This window comes from Streptomyces huasconensis, assembly GCF_021028635.1.
Classification (GTDB): Bacteria; Actinomycetota; Actinomycetes; order Streptomycetales; family Streptomycetaceae; genus Streptomyces; species Streptomyces huasconensis.
Map to the genome: position 1 here is coordinate 3,263,106 of NZ_CP086119.1, position 13,600 is coordinate 3,276,705.

Below are 13,600 nucleotides of genomic sequence, written 5' to 3' on the forward strand. Positions count from 1 at the left end.
CGGCGCGCCCTGGCCCGGAGAGCCCCGTGCCTTCACCCAAAAGTGCGAGGTCAGGCCTGAGGTTCGAGGTCCCGTGCCCGCGCCACGACGAACACCCGCCGGAAGGGGAACACCGTGCCCCCGCCTCCGGGGAGCGCCGGGTAGGCCGCCCGCAGCAGGGCGCCGTACTCCGTCAGGAAGGTCTCCCTCGCCTCCGCGTCGTCCGCCAGCGCGGTCAGGACGGGGCGCAGGCCCGTGCCCTTGACCCAGTCCAGGACCGGGTCGACGCCGTCCAGGACGTGCAGGTACGTGGTCTCCCAGGCGTCGACCTCGCAGCCGAGCCCCGCCAGCCGCTCCAGGTACGCCCCGGGCGGGAGCACAGCGTCGGCGTGCCGCAGGCGTCCGCCGAGCCGTCCCCGCCACCGCGCGGACTCGCACAGGTCCCGCATCAGCGCGTGGCTGGGGGCGTCGAAGTTGCCGGGCACCTGGAAGGCGAACGTGCCGCCGGGGGTGAGCGCGGAGAGCCAGGCGGGGAAGGAGTCCGCGTGGCCGGGCACCCACTGGAGGGTGGCGTTGGAGACGATCAGGTCGTACGTCTTTGGGGCCGGCGCCCAGTGCGTGACGTCGGCGGGGGCGAAGTCCAGGCGTCCGCCGCCCGGCGTGGGGCCCGCGTACCGCTCGGCCTCGGCCAGCATGGCCGGGGAGTTGTCGAAGCCGGTGATGTGCGCGGCGGGCCACCGGTGGGCGAGCAGCCGCGTGACGTTGCCGGGGCCGCAGCCGAGGTCGGCGATGCGCGGTGGGCGGCCCTCGGCGGAGGGCGGGTCGGGGACGCGGGCCAGCAGGTCGGTGAAGGGCCGGGCGCGGTGGTCGCGGTGACGCAGGTACTGGAGCGGGTCCCAGGTGGTGGTGGCCGCGGCGGCGGGCATGAAGGGCCTCCTCGAAGACGGCGGCGCACGTGTTCACGCCGTTTCCCCGCCATCCTCACCCCCGGATATCTTGACGTCAAGAGACTTCACGTCGACAGACCCCCTACACTGATCGTCATGGAGGACGAGGTCGATCGGCTGGTCGCGGCGTGGCGCAGGGAGCGCCCGGACCTCGACGTGGAGCCGCTTGAGGTGCTCAGCCGCGTCAGCAGGCTCGCGCGGCATCTGGACCGCGCCCGCAGACTCGCGTTCTCCGAGCACCAGCTGGAGCCGTGGGAGTTCGATGTCCTCACCTCGCTGCGGCGCGCGGGCGCGCCCTATCAGCTCTCCCCCGGGCAGCTCCTGACGCAGACCCTGGTGACGTCCGGGACGATGACGAACCGCATCGACCGCCTCGCGAAGAAGGGTCTCGTCGAGCGCCTGCCCGACCCCAGCGACCGGCGCGGCGTGCTCGTGCGGCTCACCGCCGAGGGCCGCGACCGCGCCGACCAGGCCCTGGCCGGGCTCCTGGAGCAGGAGCGGGCGATCCTCGGCGAGCTGTCCCGCGCCCAGCGGGGTGAACTGGCGGGGCTGCTACGCCAGTTGACCGCCCCGTTCGACAACATCCCCGGTTAGGTCGACCGGGCCGACGCCGGCGCGGCGGGCGAGCGCGACCGCCGCGAGCGTGGAGTGCACGCCCAGCTTCCCCAGGACGTTCTGCATGTGCGTGCGCACGGTGTGCGGGGAGAGGAAGAGGCGTTCGGCGACGGCTTTCCTGCCCAGGCCCGCCACCATGCAGCGCAGCACCTCGCGCTCGCGCGGGGTCAGGGACTCCACGAGGCGCTCGGACTCGGTGCGGTGCTTGCGGGCGGCGGTCAGCTCGCGCAGGACGCCGGTGAGCAGGGCGGGCGGCAGGTGCGTCTCCTCCCGCAGGACGCCCCGTATGACGGTGAGCAGGCGCGAGAGCGAGCAGTCCTTGGCGACCCAGCCGCAGGCCCCGGCCTGGAGGGCGAGGGCCGCGCGGCGCGGGTCGTCCTTCTCGGCGAGCACCACCGTGCGGACGCCGGGCTGGCCCGAGCGGACGCCCGCGACCAGGGAGATGCCGTCGACGAGCCCCTCGGCGTTGCCGTCCTGGACGGGGACCGCGGGCCGGGTGCCGTTCAGGGCGCTCGCGGTGGCGCCGAGGTCGGCGTCGACGAGCAGCACGTCGAATCTGCGGCCTTCGGCGACCGCCCGCTCCAGGCAGCGCAGCGCGGCGGGGCCGCTGCCCGCCGCGGAGACCTCCACGTCGGGTTCGGCCGCCAGCGCCGCGGCCAGCGACTCGGCGAAGATGCGGTGGTCGTCGACGACCAGTACTCGGATGCGAACCATGGAAAACCCCCTCCCCCGCGCTCCCGCAAGGAGCAGGGGCTACCCCCGTCGAATACGTGGGGAACGATCCGCGCGGGTGCGGCGTCCGGAACGGGGGTCGCCGCGGTCGCACGGCCGCCGCCGCGCGTCGTACCGCGCCCACCCCCATGCCGGGCGTCGCACCCGACTGTCTCGCCCCCTGATCGGTGCCGGCCCCCACCGGCACTGTTCTTCAGAGTAGGGCCGCACGCCAGGAGCGGAAGGTGATTTGCAGAACTGATTGTCCGGCGCGTTTATGGTGAGCCGTATGTTTCGCATGGAGACAGGAGTCGACAAAGAGCGGCTGGCTCTGCTTCGTTCGCGGCTCGCGGACACGAATACGGCGGCCTCGCCCCGGCTCCGGGCCCTGCGGGGCACGGTCGACGACCAGGAAGTGCCCCTGGCCATCTGGGCGTTGGACGCGGAGGGTGGCCTGGTGGCCGGGCTCGCCGGGCACACCTGGGGGCGCTGGCTGCACGTCGACCTCCTGTGGGTCGACGACCGCTGCCGCGGCGCGGGCCTCGGCAGCCGTCTGCTCGCCGAGGCGGAGCGCGTCGCCCGCGAGGAGCGGGGGTGTGTGGCCTCGCGGGTGGAGACGTGGGATTTCCAGGCGCCGGGCTTCTACCGCGGCCAGGGGTACGAGTTGGTGTGCGTGATCCCCGACTACCCCGAGGGCGTCAAGGAGTTCACGCTCACCAAGCGCCTGGGGTGAGGGCGAGCGCGCCGACGACGGGAGCCGCGTACACCAGGGGGAAGGGGAGGTGCGCGTACCAGCGGGCCCGCGCCACGGTGATCACGGCCCCGGTGAAGTACAGGATCAGGGCGATCCCGGCAACGACCCCGACCAACGGCACGGCCAGGCCGACGAGCAGGCCCGCGGCTCCGGCGGCCTTGGCGGCGCCGAGCCAGGGCAGCCAGGTCTGCGGGACGCCGTAGTCGGCCATGGACCGGACGACCGACTTCGAGCGCAGGAAGACCGAGGCGGCCGAGAAGCCGGTCATCGCGGCGGCCAGGACGGTGACGACGACGTGGGCGGTGGACATCAGGGGGTGCTCCTCATCCGGCAGTCGCCGGGGCGCCTTCACGCCCCGGCCAGGGGGTTGTTCACTGCCATGACGAGCCGCTGCGCGGGAGTGTGACCGCCCGGCGGGCATCAGATCTCTCTGCGCGCCCCCGCCGACGCGACCGCCGGGAAGAGCCGCGGCGCGGTGAAGCCCGCGGCGGTGAAGGCCGCCAGGACGGCCGCGGTGACCTTGTCGGTGTCGTCCGCCTCGACCAGGACGATCGCCGAGCCGCCGAAGCCGCCGCCGGTCATCCGGGCGCCGAGCGCGCCCGCCGTGTTCGCGGCGTCCACGACGAGGTCCAACTCCGGGCAGGAGATGCGCAGATCGTCGCGGAGCGAGGCGTGGCCCTCGGTGAGGACGGGGCCGAGCGCGCGGACGTCACCGGCGTCCAGGAGGCCGATGACCTGCTCGACGCGGTGGTCGTCGGAGACGACGTGGCGGACGTAGCGGCGGACCGTGTCGTCCCTCAACTTGTCGAGGGCGGCCGGCAGTTCCTCGTACGCGATGTCGCGCAGGTGGCTGACGCCGAGGGTGCGGGCGCCCTCCTCGCAGCCGGCGCGGCGCTCGGCGTAGGCGCCGTCGCCGAGGGCGTGCTTGACGCGGGTGTCGACGACGAGGAGCCGCAGTCCGTGCGCCGCGAGGTCGAAGGGGACCTGGCGCAGGGACAGGTCACGGCAGTCCAGGTGCAGGGCGTGTCCGTCGGTGCAGCACGCGGACGCCGTCTGGTCCATGACGCCGCAGGGGACGCCGACGAAGGCGTTCTCGGCGCGCTGGGCGAGGACGGCCAGTTCGGGCCGGGTGAGGCCGAGCCCGAACAGGTCGTCGAGGGCGAGCGCGGTGACCACTTCGAGGGCGGCCGACGACGACAGGCCCGCGCCGGTCGGGACCGTCGAGGCCAGGTGCAGGTCGGCGCCGGTGACTCGGTGCCCGGCCGCCCGCAGCGCCCAGACGACTCCGGCCGGGTAGGCGGCCCAGCCGCCGTCGGAGAGCGGGGTCAGCTCGTCGACGCGCAGTTCGGCGAGGGGGGCGTCGAGGTCGGCGGAGTGCAGCCGCAGGATGCCGTCGGTGCGCGGGGAGACGGCGGCGACCGCCGTGTGCGGGAGGGCCAGCGGCAGCACGAAGCCTTCGTTGAAGTCGGTGTACTCGCCGATGAGGTTGACGCGGCCGGGTGCCGACCAGACGCCGTGGGGCGCGTACCCGTACAACTTCTCGAACTGTGCGGCGACTTCGGCTGCCGTGGCCATGCGTTACCCCTTTCGCTGGGCGAAGGCCCAGGCGTCGGCGACGATGCCCGCGAGGTCCGGGCGGGACGGGCGCCAGCCGAGCTTCTCGTGCGCGGTGGCGGCGGAGGCGACGAGCACCGCCGGGTCGCCGTCGCGGCGGGCGGCCATCACCTCGGGGATGGGGTGCCCGGTGACCTGGCGGACGGTCTCGATGACCTGGCGCACGGAGAAGCCGTTGCCGTTGCCGAGGTTGCAGATGAGGTGCTCGCCGGGGGTGGCGGCCTCGACGGCGAGGAGGTGTGCCTCGGCGAGGTCGGCGACGTGGATGTAGTCGCGTACGCAGGTGCCGTCGTCGGTGGGGTAGTCGTCGCCGTAGACGCTGATCGCCTCGCGGGTGCCCTGGGCGACCTGGAGGACGAGCGGGATGAGGTGCGACTCGGGGTCGTGGCGCTCGCCGAACTGGCCGTAGGCACCGGCGACGTTGAAGTAGCGCAGGGAGACGGCGGCCAGGCCGTGGGCAGCGGCCTCGCCGGTGATCATGTGGTCGACGGCGAGCTTGGACGCGCCGTAGGGGGAGGTGGGGGCGGTGGGGTCGGTCTCCGTGATGGGGGTGTTCACGGGCTCGCCGTAGGTGGCGGCGGTGGAGGAGAAGACGAGCCTGCGCACGTCGGCGTCGCGCATGGCGGCGAGCAGCGCCATGGTGCCGCCGACGTTGTTGTCCCAGTACTTCTCGGGCTTGGCGACGGACTCGCCGACCTGGGAGAAGGCGGCGAAGTGCAGGACGGCGTCGAAGGAGGAGTCCAGCCATTTGGCGGCGTCGCGGATGTCGCCCTCGATGAAGGCGGCGTCGGCGGGGACGCCCTCGCGGAAGCCGGTCGAGAGGTTGTCGAGGACGCTCACCTCGTGGCCGGCCTCGATCAGGTGCTGGGCCACCACGCTTCCGACATAGCCCGCCCCACCGGTGACCAGGTACTTACCGCTCATGAACTCGCTACCTCTCGCAGTCGCTCGGCCGCGGCTTCCGGCGGCACGTCGTTGATGAACACGCTCATGCCGGATTCGGAACCCGCGAGGAACTTCAGCTTGCCCGAAGTGCGGCGGATCGTGAAAAGTTCGAGGTGGAGGGCGAAATCGTCACGGTTGATCCCGGCATGTCCCTCCAGGGCCGTGAAGGGTGCCTGGTGCCAGGCGGCGATGTACGGGGTGGGCGGCTGGCCCTCGCCGAAAACACGGTCGAAGCGCCGCAGGAGTTCCAGGTAGACCCGGGGGAACTCCGCGCGCGCGCCCTCGTCGAGCCCGAGCAGGTCGGGGACCCGGCGCTTGGGGTAGAGGTGCACCTCGTAGGGCCAGTGGGCGGCGTGGGGCACGAAGGCCAGCCAGTGCTCGCCCTCCAGGACGACCCGCTCGCCCGCGCGCTCCTCGGCGACGATGTCGTCGAAGAGGTTTTGGCCGCCCGAGGTCTCCTTGAACGCGGCGAGTGAGCGCAGCATCAGGTCGGTGCGGGGCGTGACGAACGGATAGGCGTAGATCTGGCCGTGCGGGTGGCCGAGGGTCACACCGATCTCGGCGCCGCGGTTCTCGAAGCAGAACACCTGTGCCACGGAGGGCAGGTGGGACAGCTCGGCGGTGCGGTCGGTCCAGGCCTCCAGGACGAGTCCGGCCTGTTCGGGGGTGAGGTCGGCGAAGGAGGCGGCGTGGTCGGGGGTGAAGCAGACGACCTCGCAGCGGCCCGCGTCGCCCGCGAGCGAGGGGAAGCGGTTCTCGAAGACGACGACGTCGTACGAGGAGTCGGGGATCTCGCTGAGCCGGTCCCCGGCGGAGGGGCACAGGGGGCACTCGTCGGCCGGCGGGTGGTAGGTGCGGCCCTGGCGGTGCGAGGCGATGGCCACGCTGTCGCCGAGGAGCCGGTCGCGGCGGATCTCCGAGGCCGTGGCGACGGGGTCGAGCGGGCGCCGGTCGACGGCCTCGCGGACCACGTCGTCACGCAGGTCGTAGTAGATGAGCTCACGGCCGTCGGCGAGCCAGGTCGAGGTCTTCTTCACGTCCGGGGCTCCTCACCACCAACCCAACAGAACCGAACATAAACAAACCACATCACGGCAGGAGCGTCAACGCTCGATCACAATCAAACAAAGAACACCAACAGAACTGTTCAATTATTCAAGTGAGGGGCGTAGGTTCCGGTCTGATCCGTTCGCGCAACGAAGCGAGTTCATCCATGCAGTCCCCCACGCAAACCCTGGCCGAGGGGCTTCGGCTGCCCACCAACGGCCTCGACTACGCGATCCTCGCGATCTACTTCGCCGTCGTCCTCGGCATCGGCTTCGCCGCCCGGCGCTCCGTGCGCACCAGCCTCGACTTCTTCCTCTCGGGCCGCTCCCTGCCCGCCTGGGTCACCGGTCTCGCCTTCGTCGCCGCGAACCTCGGCGCCACCGAGATCCTCGGCATGGCGGCCACCGGCGCCCAGTACGGCGTCGCGGTCGTCCACTGGTACTGGATCGGCGCCATCCCGGCCATGGTCTTCCTGGGCCTGGTCATGATGCCCTTCTACTACCGCAGCAAGGTCCGCTCCGTCCCCGAGTTCCTGCTCCAGCGCTTCGACAAGTCGGCGCACCTGCTCAGCTCGGTGCTCTTCGCCTTCGCGGCGATACTCATCGCGGGCGTGAACCTCTACGCCCTGTCGATCGTCGTGGAGGCGCTGCTCGGCTGGCCGCAGTGGGTGGCGATCGTCGTCGCCGGGCTGTTCGTCCTCGCGTACATCACCATCGGCGGCCTCTCCTCGGCGATCTACAACGAAGTGCTCCAGTTCTTCGTGATCCTCGCCGCGCTCATCCCGATCTGCGTCATCGGCCTGAAGAAGGTCGGCGGCTGGGACGGCCTGTCCGGCTCGATCGAGAAGCAGCACGGCGGCGACTTCCTCACCGCCTGGGGCGGCACCGGCATCGGGGACGCCAACCCGCTCGGCGCCAACTGGCTGACGATCATCCTCGGCCTCGGCTTCGTGCTCTCCTTCGGCTACTGGACGACCAACTTCGCCGAGGTGCAGCGCGCCCTGTCCGCGAAGAACCTCAGCGCGGCCCAGCGCACTCCGCTGATCGCCGCCTTCCCCAAGATCTTCATCGTCTTCCTGGTGATGATCCCGGGCCTGGTCGCCGCCGTCCTCGTGCCGAAGATCGGCACGCCGGGCTCCGACCTGACGTACAACGACGCGATCCCCTACCTGATGCAGGAGTTGCTGCCCAACGGCGTCCTCGGCATCGCGGTGACCGGTCTGCTCGCCGCGTTCATGGCGGGCATGGCGGCGAACGTCTCTTCCTTCAACACCGTCTTCACGTACGACATCTGGGCGAAGTACGTGAGGAAGGGGCGCGAGGACGGCTACTACCTCAACTTCGGCCGGCTCATCACGGCCATCGGCGTGCTCGCCTCGATCGGCACCGCCTTCATCGCCTCGTCGTTCTCGAACATCATGGGGTACCTCCAGACGCTCTTCTCCTTCTTCAACGTCCCGATGTTCGTGGTCTTCATCATCGGCATGTTCTGGAAGCGGGCCTCGATGAAGTCCGGTGTGTGGGGCCTGCTCGCGGGCACGACGGCCGCGATGGTCAACTACTTCTGGATCTACAAGCAGGGCGTCGTCGACATCCCGACCGACCAGGGCGCCAACTTCGTCTCGGCCATCGTCGGCTTCGTCGCCGGCGCCGTCGTGATGGTCGTCGTCACCCTCTTCACCGCGCCCAAGCCGGAGGCCGAACTCGCCGGGCTGGTCTACGGAACCGCCTCACCCGGCCTGGCGGACGACGGCACGGAAGCGGGCGACGACGCCTGGTACCGCAAGCCCGCGCTGCTCGGCTGGGGCGCCGTCGTCCTCGCCGCCGCCTGCTACCTGCCGTACTCCCTCTAGCCCCGACCGGAGGCCGAAGACCATGTCCGAGCTGCACAAGGAAGTCTCCGAGCTGGAGCGCACGTCCGCGACAGCCGCCCGCCTCTTCGACATCCGGCGGATCATCGGCGGCCTGTTCGTCGTCTACGGGATCATCGTGACGATCGCCGGGATCACCGCGTCCGACGCCGACCTGCGGAAGGCCGAGGGCATCAACATCAACCTGTGGACGGGCCTCGGCATGCTCGCCCTCGGGCTCTTCTTCCTCGGCTGGCTGTGGCTGCGCCCCACGGCGGCACCGGCCGGGCCGCCGCCCGAGGACGCGTAGCCCCCTCCCTACGGGGCCCGGTTCACCGCGGTGAGCCGGGCCCCGTCCGCGTGTCCACCTCGCCGGGACGCTCCTCGTACGCCGACGCGGGCCGCTCGGCGCGGTCCAGCAGACCCGTGCGCGCGGCGAGCGCGGCCGCCTCCAGACGCGAACCGACACCGAGCTTCATCAGGACCCGCTGCACATGCGTCCGCGCGGTGCTCGGGGCTATCCCCATCCCCGCCGCGATCAGCCGCGTGTCCTCGCCGTCCGCCACCCGCACCAGCACCTCGACCTCGCGGGGCGTGAGCATCTGCAGCAGGCGCTGCCCCTCGTCGTCGGGCTGCGCCGCCGGGTTCAGCAGCTCGCTGAAGGCACCGTGCAGCAGCTGCGGCGCGACGGCGGCCTCCCCGGCGCGCGCCTTCATGATGGCGCGCTCGACGCCTTCGATGCGCTCGTCATGGCGTACGTATCCGGAGGCGCCGGCGGCGAACGCCGCGGCGATCCCGCGCGGACTCGGCACCGGGCCCAGCACCACCACCGCCACCTGCGGGCGCTCCCGCTTGATCTTCACCACCGGGTCGAACATGCCCGGCTCGGCGGGCGTGGCCGTGCCCAGGAGGCAGACCTCCGGCGCCCTGCTGATCACCAGCTCGGCCGCTCCCGCCGCGGGCGCCGCCGCGGCGAGCACCCGGTGCCCGCGCAGTTTCAGCGCCGAGGCGAGCGCCTCGGCGAGCAGACGGTGATCGTCGACCACCATGAGCCGCACACCCATAGAAACCCCCCAGTTCCCGCAGGCCCCCCGGCCCTTCATCTGACGGAAGCTACACGCTTGTTCGACGTTGCGCGCCCCCTACCCATCAGAAGCGGCCCGGAATGCCGAAATCCCCGCCGGTCCCGGGTGTTCGGGGGTACGGGACGGCGCGGTGACGACGCCGGCCGCCCCCTCGTGCTCCAAGGGGACGGCCGGCGTGCGGGGCGGGGGGACTACTTCGCGACGAAACCGAGCGCGACGTACTCCTTCTCGTCCTTCGAGTAGGGCTTGCTCAGCAGCTTCTTGCCGAGGAACAGGCGCCCCTCGGCATAGACCAGCTCGTTCGACTTCGGGACCATGCCGCTGATCGCGTCGGTGACCGACTCGGAGGAGGGCGTCTCCAGGAGCTTGGTCTCCTTCATCGTCTTGCCGTCGAGCGAGACGATCTGGGCGCCCTTCTGGTAACCGTGCGCCTTGTACGCGATGACGTTGCCGCCGTCCATGCGGATCGGGAAGATCTCGCCGTTCTCGCCCGCGTCGGCGCGGTCACTGGTCGGCTTCCCGGTGGCCAGCGAGAACGACACGATCTCGTTGGTGCGGTTGTAGCTCTCGCCGCTGCCGTCGTGCTGGCGCGTCGGGACGTACAGCCGGTCGTTGCCGACCGTGATCGACGTGCAGTCGTTGACCACGTTGACGCCGCAGTCGTGGTCGTACTTCCCGTCCTCCAGCGAGATCTTGGCGCGCAGCTTGCCGTTGCTGCCGAGGGAGAAGACATCCGTGGCACCGCTCGCGGTGATCTCGGTGGTGTCCTGGCCGAAGACGACCGGGTTCGTCGAGATGATCTTGGCGTTGTCGATGCCGTCGGCCAGCGGGTACGTCCACTTGTCGTCGCCGGTCTTCGGGTCGAGGAGCTGCACCTTCAGCTTCTCGTCGCCGTACGTGCCGCACTTGCGGACCGCGACGAGCTGGTCGCCGCCGGCGTAACCGACGTCCTCGCACTTGCCGACCTTCGGCGTCCACAGGGACTTGCCGCTCACGTCCCAGGCGGCGCCGCCGCTGCTGGTGCCCGCGCCGGCGGCGATCGTGGTGCCGGAGATGGTGACCTCCTTGAAGGTCGCCTTCATGCCGTTGGTCTCGGCGGTCTCCGTCCAGAGCTTCTTGCCGGACTTCAGGTCGATCGCGGAAACGTTGGTGCAGCTCTCGTAGTCGCCCTTCTTGTTCCGCTTGGCCTCTTCGGTGATGACCGCCGCGACGCCGTCCTTGGTCATCTCCCGCGACATCGCGCAGACCTGGCCGGAGAGCGGCACCGACCACTTCTCCTTGCCGGTGTCCGGGTCGTAGCCGTTGACTTCGTTGATGCCGGACTTGACGTAGGTGTCGTCGGTCAGCAGCGAGCCGTTGGCCTGCCAGATCTGGTCCTTGGGGATCTGCGGCTGGGGCAGCTGCATGACCACCTTGGCCGAGGGATCGGCCGGGGCCTTCTCCTTGGCCGGGCCCGCGTCGGGCAGCGTGTCGCCGTCCTTGCCGCCCTCGCCCTTCTTGCCGCCGCCCTTGCCGTCGGAGCCCTGGGCGGTGTTCTTGGGGTCGTCGTCCTTCGACGAGGAGGCGTACATGACGCCGCCGCCCACGATCAGCGCGATCGCGACGACCGCCGCGACGATGATCGCCATCTGGCCGCTGAACTTCTTGCCGCCACCACCGGAGCCGCCGGGCTGCGGCTGCATCGGCATGGTGGGCGGCTGCTGGTAACCCTGCTGCGGGTAGCCCTGCTGGTACGGGGGCTGCTGGTACTGCGGCTGCGCGGGCTGGGTGGGGTAGCCGTAGCCCTGCGGGGCCTGGGGCGCCTGAGGTGCCTGCGGGTAGCCGTAGTTCGGCTGACCCGCGGGCGGTGCGGGCGGGGCCTGCGGCGGCGGTCCCGCGGGGGCCGGCGGCGCGGCGGGCGGCGGGGTCTGGGGGGCCGGGGGCTGCTGCGGGTAGCCGTAGGACGGGTCCGGGGCCTTGCCGAAGCCGCCGGGCGGGGGGTCCTGCGGGGCGCCGAAGCCTCCGGGCGGGGGGTCCTGCGGGGCGCCGAAGCCACCGGGCGGGGGGTCCTGCGGGGCGCCGAAGCCACCGTGCGGGGGGTCCTGGGGTGCGCCGAAACCGCCCTGCGGGGGCTCGTTCGGCGGCTGCTGGGGCGGCTGGGGCGGCTGGGTCATCAGATTGTCGATTCCTTGGGAACGCTGGGGGACGAGAGGGTGAAGGAGGCCGCGGGCAAGGTCACTTGCCGTAGGCGAGCATCAGCTTCGCCTGGCCGGAGGTGCTGCCCATGATGCTGGTGGTGGAGATGTAGAAGCGCCCGTCCACGTAGTCGATGTCCTTCGAGTAGAAGCCGCTCTCGATCTGCGACGTGCCCTTCGGGTGCTGCAGCAGAGTCCTGGGCTTGTGGGAGCCGGACGTGGCGATGGAGACGACGCGGCCACCGGAGTCGTACGACGGCTCGACGTACCCGATCAGCTCGCCGTTCTCGATCTTCAGCGGGAGCATCTTCTCGTCCAGCGGCGACTTGGTGCGCCAGGCCTCCTTGCCGGTGGCCAGGCTGATCGCGACGATCGCGTTGGCGCCGCTCTTCTCGGCGGTCGGCAGGTAGAGGTACTTCTCGTCGGACGTCACGCCCAGGCAGCCGCCCAGCTCACGGCTGAGGACCGAAGTGTCGCACTCGGGGGCGAAGTTGTCGTCGGAGCTGACCTCGGAGCGGGTCTTGTCGCTGTTCTCCTTCAGGACCGAGATGTTCCAGCGCTTCCTGTCCTCGTTGGCGAGGTACACGATCGTCGGTCCCGTGCCGTAGACCTTGCCGATGCGCCAGCCCTTGGGGAACTTCTTGGTCCACAGGGCCTTGCCGGTCTTCGGGTCGAGCTGCTGCAGCTCGTCGTGTTCCGTGGGGGTGCTCGCGCCGCAGGAGAGCGCCATCAGGAGCTTGCCCTCACCGCCCGCGAAGCCGCTGGGGTAGCAGGTGCCCTCGTCCTTCTTCTTCGCCACGTAGAGCTTCTTGCCGTCGCTCATGCGCAGCGCGGTGCCGGACTGGTCGCGGCCGACCATCAGCACGTCGCCGACGAGGACGAGGTTGCTCTGCATCGAGAAGTCGAAGAGGCCCTCCTCCTTGACCGGCTTGCCCCAGCCCTTGCCGCCGCTCTTCAGGTCGATGACCTGGAGCTGGTTGCACTTGGCGCTGCTCTTGGCGCTGTCCTTGAACGCGACGACGATCTTGCCGTCGTCGGTGGCCGTCCTGGTCGCGGCGCAGATCTTCTGCGGGAACTTGATGGCGGGCCACTCGATCTTGCCGGTGCTCGCGTTGTACGCGTACAGCTCCTTGTACGCGGCCTTGACCACCGTGTCGCCCTCGACCCACATGCCCGGGGCGTCGCCTCCGGAACCGGGCACCTTGGGCGCCTCCTTGTACCAGAGGACCTTCGCCTCGCCGGGCCGGCGGCCTTCGTTGAGGTCTTCCTTGCCTTCGTTGCCGTCACCGTCGCCGGTGCCCGGGTTGGCGGGCGCGGAGACGGGCGGCTTGGGGTCCTTGTTCTTCGCCTCGGACTTCTTCTTCCCGCCGTCGTCGTCACCGCCGACGACGGCGAAGGTGACCCCGCCCGCGACGAGGAGCGCGGCCACGGCCGCGGCGGTGATCAGGAGGAGCTTGTTGCGCTTGCCCTTGCCGTTGCCGTCACCGCCGCCGGGAGCGCCGGGGCCCGCCGGGAACTGCGGCTGGGTGGGCGGCTGCTGGGCGTACTGCTGCGGGTGGCCGTACTGCGGCTGGCTTCCGTAGGGGCCGGGCTGCGTGGGCCGGCCATAGGGGCCGGGCTGCTGCGGTTGACCGTAGGGGCCCGGCTGCTGCGGTTGGCCGTAGGGGCCGGGCTGCGTCGGCTGCGCGTACGGGTTGCCGGCCGTGGGCGGCGGGGTCTGCGGAGGCGGCGGGCTCTGCGGGTAGCCGTACCCCGGCTGCGGCGGTATCGGCGGCTGCCCCGGTGGCTGATCCTGCGGAGCTCCGAAGCCGCCGGGCGGCGGCTGGTTGGGCGGCTGAGTCATCAGCGCTTCCCCCTTCACTGATTTTCGGCACGCCAAA

General features: G+C 71.1%; 13 protein-coding genes. 4 read left to right on the forward strand and 9 right to left on the reverse strand.

All coding sequences use genetic code 11. The features are described 5' to 3' along the window. Positions 1 to 50: 50 nt before the first annotated feature. Complete coding sequence (locus tag J2N69_RS14620; protein ID WP_230901134.1) at positions 51 to 905, reverse strand: trans-aconitate 2-methyltransferase; 855 nt, start codon at positions 903 to 905, stop codon at positions 51 to 53. Positions 906 to 1,022: 117 nt separating this feature from the next. Here J2N69_RS14620 and tamR point away from each other — a divergent pair, with 117 nt between their 5' ends. Continuing rightward, positions 1,023 to 1,520, forward strand: a complete 498-nt coding sequence (gene tamR, locus J2N69_RS14625) for a MarR family transcriptional regulator TamR (RefSeq protein WP_127909867.1) — start codon at positions 1,023 to 1,025, stop codon at positions 1,518 to 1,520. On the opposite strand, the gene J2N69_RS14630 is transcribed toward tamR, so the two are convergent. Further along, the gene (locus J2N69_RS14630) at positions 1,479 to 2,255 is read right to left on the reverse strand and encodes a LuxR C-terminal-related transcriptional regulator (RefSeq protein WP_230901135.1); all 777 of its coding nucleotides are present in this window, start codon (positions 2,253 to 2,255) and stop codon (positions 1,479 to 1,481) included. The genes tamR and J2N69_RS14630 overlap by 42 nt on opposite strands. A gap of 274 nt (positions 2,256 to 2,529) precedes the next feature. On the opposite strand from J2N69_RS14630, the gene J2N69_RS14635 reads away from it, so the two are divergent. Further along, the gene (locus tag J2N69_RS14635) at positions 2,530 to 2,985 is read left to right on the forward strand and encodes a GNAT family N-acetyltransferase (protein WP_230901136.1); all 456 of its coding nucleotides are present in this window, start codon (positions 2,530 to 2,532) and stop codon (positions 2,983 to 2,985) included. On the opposite strand, the gene J2N69_RS14640 is transcribed toward J2N69_RS14635, so the two are convergent. From J2N69_RS14640 to galT, 4 genes are all read right to left on the reverse strand, one after another. Further along, positions 2,966 to 3,316, reverse strand: coding sequence for a DoxX family protein (locus J2N69_RS14640; protein WP_230901137.1), 351 nt, complete (start codon positions 3,314 to 3,316; stop codon positions 2,966 to 2,968). The two genes, J2N69_RS14635 and J2N69_RS14640, sit on opposite strands and share 20 nt — an antisense overlap. Positions 3,317 to 3,426: 110 nt before the next feature. Next, positions 3,427 to 4,581, reverse strand: coding sequence for a galactokinase (galK, locus tag J2N69_RS14645; protein ID WP_230901138.1), 1,155 nt, complete (start codon positions 4,579 to 4,581; stop codon positions 3,427 to 3,429). 3 nt (positions 4,582 to 4,584) lie between these two features. Then, positions 4,585 to 5,544, reverse strand: a complete 960-nt coding sequence (gene galE / locus J2N69_RS14650; protein ID WP_230901139.1) for a UDP-glucose 4-epimerase GalE — start codon at positions 5,542 to 5,544, stop codon at positions 4,585 to 4,587. After that, the gene (gene galT, locus J2N69_RS14655; protein WP_230901140.1) at positions 5,541 to 6,602 is read right to left on the reverse strand and encodes a galactose-1-phosphate uridylyltransferase; all 1,062 of its coding nucleotides are present in this window, start codon (positions 6,600 to 6,602) and stop codon (positions 5,541 to 5,543) included. Before galT ends, galE begins: the two co-directional genes overlap by 4 nt. Positions 6,603 to 6,778: 176 nt before the next feature. On the opposite strand from galT, the gene J2N69_RS14660 reads away from it, so the two are divergent. Both J2N69_RS14660 and J2N69_RS14665 read left to right on the forward strand, forming a co-directional pair. Continuing rightward, positions 6,779 to 8,464, forward strand: coding sequence for a sodium:solute symporter family protein (locus J2N69_RS14660; RefSeq protein WP_230901141.1), 1,686 nt, complete (start codon positions 6,779 to 6,781; stop codon positions 8,462 to 8,464). Between the two features lie 22 nt (positions 8,465 to 8,486). Then, on the forward strand, positions 8,487 to 8,771 hold the full coding sequence (locus J2N69_RS14665; RefSeq protein WP_230901142.1) for a hypothetical protein: 285 nt from the start codon (positions 8,487 to 8,489) through the stop codon (positions 8,769 to 8,771). Between the two features lie 22 nt (positions 8,772 to 8,793). Here J2N69_RS14665 and J2N69_RS14670 read toward each other — a convergent pair whose 3' ends face one another. The 3 genes from J2N69_RS14670 to J2N69_RS14680 form a co-directional block, all read right to left on the reverse strand. After that, complete coding sequence (locus tag J2N69_RS14670) at positions 8,794 to 9,525, reverse strand: helix-turn-helix transcriptional regulator (protein ID WP_230901143.1); 732 nt, start codon at positions 9,523 to 9,525, stop codon at positions 8,794 to 8,796. A 212-nt stretch (positions 9,526 to 9,737) separates the two neighbouring features. Further along, complete coding sequence (locus J2N69_RS14675; RefSeq protein ID WP_230901144.1) at positions 9,738 to 11,699, reverse strand: outer membrane protein assembly factor BamB family protein; 1,962 nt, start codon at positions 11,697 to 11,699, stop codon at positions 9,738 to 9,740. 61 nt (positions 11,700 to 11,760) lie between these two features. Further along, positions 11,761 to 13,563, reverse strand: a complete 1,803-nt coding sequence (locus J2N69_RS14680) for an outer membrane protein assembly factor BamB family protein (protein WP_230901145.1) — start codon at positions 13,561 to 13,563, stop codon at positions 11,761 to 11,763. Between the last annotated feature and the right edge of the window lie 37 nt (positions 13,564 to 13,600).

Coding starts and splice junctions, on each gene's coding strand:
- J2N69_RS14620 (WP_230901134.1), bottom strand. CDS start 905: ATGCCCGCCGCCGCGGCCACCACCACCTGGGACCCGCTCCAGTACCTG.
- tamR (WP_127909867.1), top strand. CDS start 1,023: ATGGAGGACGAGGTCGATCGGCTGGTCGCGGCGTGGCGCAGGGAGCGC.
- J2N69_RS14630 (WP_230901135.1), bottom strand. CDS start 2,255: ATGGTTCGCATCCGAGTACTGGTCGTCGACGACCACCGCATCTTCGCC.
- J2N69_RS14635 (WP_230901136.1), top strand. CDS start 2,530: ATGGTGAGCCGTATGTTTCGCATGGAGACAGGAGTCGACAAAGAGCGG.
- J2N69_RS14640 (WP_230901137.1), bottom strand. CDS start 3,316: ATGTCCACCGCCCACGTCGTCGTCACCGTCCTGGCCGCCGCGATGACC.
- galK (WP_230901138.1), bottom strand. CDS start 4,581: ATGGCCACGGCAGCCGAAGTCGCCGCACAGTTCGAGAAGTTGTACGGG.
- galE (WP_230901139.1), bottom strand. CDS start 5,544: ATGAGCGGTAAGTACCTGGTCACCGGTGGGGCGGGCTATGTCGGAAGC.
- J2N69_RS14660 (WP_230901141.1), top strand. CDS start 6,779: ATGCAGTCCCCCACGCAAACCCTGGCCGAGGGGCTTCGGCTGCCCACC.
- J2N69_RS14665 (WP_230901142.1), top strand. CDS start 8,487: ATGTCCGAGCTGCACAAGGAAGTCTCCGAGCTGGAGCGCACGTCCGCG.
- J2N69_RS14670 (WP_230901143.1), bottom strand. CDS start 9,525: ATGGGTGTGCGGCTCATGGTGGTCGACGATCACCGTCTGCTCGCCGAG.
- J2N69_RS14675 (WP_230901144.1), bottom strand. CDS start 11,699: ATGACCCAGCCGCCCCAGCCGCCCCAGCAGCCGCCGAACGAGCCCCCG.
- J2N69_RS14680 (WP_230901145.1), bottom strand. CDS start 13,563: ATGACTCAGCCGCCCAACCAGCCGCCGCCCGGCGGCTTCGGAGCTCCG.